The sequence below is a fragment of the Candidatus Nitrosopumilus sp. genome (assembly GCF_029882185.1).
In the GTDB taxonomy this organism is placed as follows: domain Archaea; phylum Thermoproteota; class Nitrososphaeria; order Nitrososphaerales; family Nitrosopumilaceae; genus Nitrosopumilus.
In genome coordinates this window covers 1-2,810 of record NZ_JAOULD010000091.1, presented here as the reverse complement: position 1 = coordinate 2,810, position 2,810 = coordinate 1, and the positions used below count along the sequence as shown (strand labels likewise).

Annotated in this window: 4 protein-coding genes and 1 pseudogene; all 5 read right to left on the bottom strand. The window is 34.6% G+C overall.

Annotated features, from left to right (window positions below; translation table 11 throughout):
- Positions 1-329, bottom strand: a 329-nt coding sequence (locus tag OEW78_RS10400) for an aldolase/citrate lyase family protein (RefSeq protein WP_300327221.1), incomplete at its 3' end; no start/stop codon positions are given.
- Between the two features lie 7 nt (positions 330-336).
- The gene (locus OEW78_RS10395) at positions 337-1,416 is read right to left on the bottom strand and encodes a zinc-binding dehydrogenase (protein ID WP_300327220.1); all 1,080 of its coding nucleotides are present in this window, start codon (positions 1,414-1,416) and stop codon (positions 337-339) included.
- Between the two features lie 41 nt (positions 1,417-1,457).
- A complete protein-coding gene (locus OEW78_RS10390; protein ID WP_300327219.1) occupies positions 1,458-1,739 on the bottom strand; it encodes a DNA-binding protein in 282 nt (93 codons plus the stop codon).
- A gap of 7 nt (positions 1,740-1,746) precedes the next feature.
- Positions 1,747-2,199, bottom strand: a complete 453-nt coding sequence (locus tag OEW78_RS10385; protein ID WP_300327218.1) for a 30S ribosomal protein S19e — start codon at positions 2,197-2,199, stop codon at positions 1,747-1,749.
- A gap of 239 nt (positions 2,200-2,438) precedes the next feature.
- Positions 2,439-2,810: pseudogene (locus OEW78_RS10380) on the bottom strand (peptidase); the annotation flags it as partial.

The following is a 2,810-nucleotide window of genomic DNA, read 5'->3' as shown; positions in this document are numbered from 1 at the left end:
GAAAGAATTTTTTCAATTTTTTGCATCTCTTTTACATTATTTACCTTGGGAATTACAATTCCATCAATTCCTTTGTGAACAATCTCTTTGAGGTCAGAAGGAATTTTCCCTGAAGTGGGGGAATTCGTACGCACAAAAATTGATGAGCCATATGATTTTCTAGATTTTAATGCAGATCTGATAAGATTTCGTGCATTAGTTTTTTCATTTTCTGGAACTGAATCTTCAAGATCAAAGCAAACAATATCGGCTTGTAGTTTTTTTGCTTTTTCAAGAAACCTAGGATTGTTTCCAGGAACAAAAATGAGGCTTCTGAAAAGCTGTGTCATTAAATGACTAAGCGCCCTCGGGTTTCATTAAGATTTTGCCAAACATGCCTTTTCCAGTCAACATCTTTGTGTGGGCCTCTGCTGCTTGCTCAAATGTATATGTTGAGTCAATTGCGGCTTTAATTTTTCCTTGACCCATCCAGTAAAGGGCTTGATCAAGTTCTGCTTTGGTTCCCTGTGTTGAACCCAAGATGTTAGTTCCTTTAAAGAAAACATGTCTAAGATCGGTTTGTGCATTGTATCCAGTTGTTGCACCACATGAAACAAGTGTTGCACCATACTTTAACAATTGTAATTGTTTATTCCAATGTGTTTCACCAATATGATCAAAAGATAAATCAATTCCTGGTGCTTCACCTTTTCTCTTTGCAATTTCTTTTGAAATTTTGAAGACTTCTTTACTCCAATCATCTTTTCTATGATCTACCGCATAATCAGCTCCAAGTTCCAAACATTTGTCTAGCTTGTCTGGACTTGCAGTTGCAATAACATCACAATTGTATAATTTTGCAATTTGAATTCCAAAGCTTCCTACTCCAGAACCTCCACCCATAATTAGAACAGTTTGTCCAGGAGTAATTTTGGCTCTACCAACTAACATGTGCCATGATGTAAGTATCGTCATGGATGCAGCTGCCGCTTCATCATATGATACCCCTTCTGGAATAACTGAAACATTAACTTCTGGCAAATGAGTAACTTCTTGAAAAGCTCCCCATGTTGGGCCAGTTTGGAATCCCCAAATGGTTCTTTTTGTACAGTCAAATTCTCTACCGTCAGTACATGCTTTACAAACCCTACAAGACATGTTAGAGTGAGATACCACCCTATCTCCAACTTTAATATTTTTAACATCATCTCCAACTGCTATTACATCCCCAGCTGCATCTGATCCAGACACATGTGGTAATGGAACAGCAACCGGCACTCCCCTCATTCCCCAAATATCATTATAATTAAGGGCTGCAGATTTAACTTTGAAGACTACTTCATCTGCTTTTGGTTTAGGATCATCTATATCCTGGACTTTAAGGATTTTAGCATAATTATCATCTGGTGCATATTCATTGTATACAACTGCTTTCATAAGTTAACCAAATCGTTACCCATAATTATATTTTTTCTGAATTATACTCGATTTATCTTAAAATTACGTTTTGGTTGCTGAATAGAGAGTAGTATTTGCTTGAGTTGATCATCAGAGATCTGACCAGGAAGTTTACCTTGTGTTGCCATTCCAATCAAATATTGCTCAACTAGCTCAGACAGTTCAGATTTTACCATTTTTATATTATTTAGTCTCAGCCTGGCTTCAGGTGAAAGAATTTGTTTTAGAATTTGTTCTTTTTGTTTGGATGATTCACTATTAGTGTCTTCAAAAGGAGATTCATTAGATTCTGGAAAACTCATTTTGAACCTATGTGTAAACTTTCAATTGAGGATTCTCAACAATTAGTTCTTTAAGAATTTCAGTGGATAGACGGTCTAGTTTTTGCATTCCGTGTTTAGAAATAACTCTACCTTTCTTCTCAACTTTTTCTAAATAGCCAAGTTTTTCTAATCCTTGAATAGCATTTCGGATAATTGCACCGCCTGCATCTTTGTGATGGGCAGCTCCATATCCAGATGGCTTGCCACCACCATAATCTTTTCTTAATTCATTAATTCCAATTGGGCCATGAAAGTAAATTTTTCTCATAATTGATGCACATCTAGTATACCACCAATCTCGCTCTTGTGGAGGTTTGTCGGCGTGAGCTCCAGTTTTGACAAACGGAATCCAAGATGGTGCAGGAATATCTTCATTCTTTAGAATTTCTGCAAGTCTTTTAATTAGCATATCCGCTGGTACGTCGTATACCTTTGCCATAAAGTGAAAAAATCGATAATCGTCTTATAAATCATTGAGACATTCAGGTTGATTTCCCAAAAATATTCAAGCGTAAATTACCAGATCGGCATTAGTTTTAGTTTTCATTCAAGCACATAGTAATAATTCATATAAATTTTCAGTATTATCTTAATATTATTTTAAAAAAGGAAATTTAGTTGAAAATGTCACTAATCAGTAAACCATTGTTAGTTTTAAATTCTAATTTTAAATTTTAATTATCTAATTAGCCCTTGACTGATTAGAAATTCTATTCCTTTAACAAAATCCCTCTCAGAAATCAAGTCATCTGCCCACCATCTGGCATTATTTTTTATCCAAGATGGAATTTCTTGAGATCCTGCGGATTTGGATTCAGTAATTGGAATATTAATGATATTTTGATTAATTAAAAATTGAATTGATTGGATAAATTCTTCATCACCTACAATTCCATCTGTCCACCACTCGGCATTACTTTTTATCCAAGATGGGACGATGGTAGTTTTTTCTTCTTTTACAGATTTAGAAGTAAGACTGACATCCGATATTGATGTAAAATATTTTTCAAAGTTTTTAGAATTATGACCGATTAAAATTATTTTTAATTT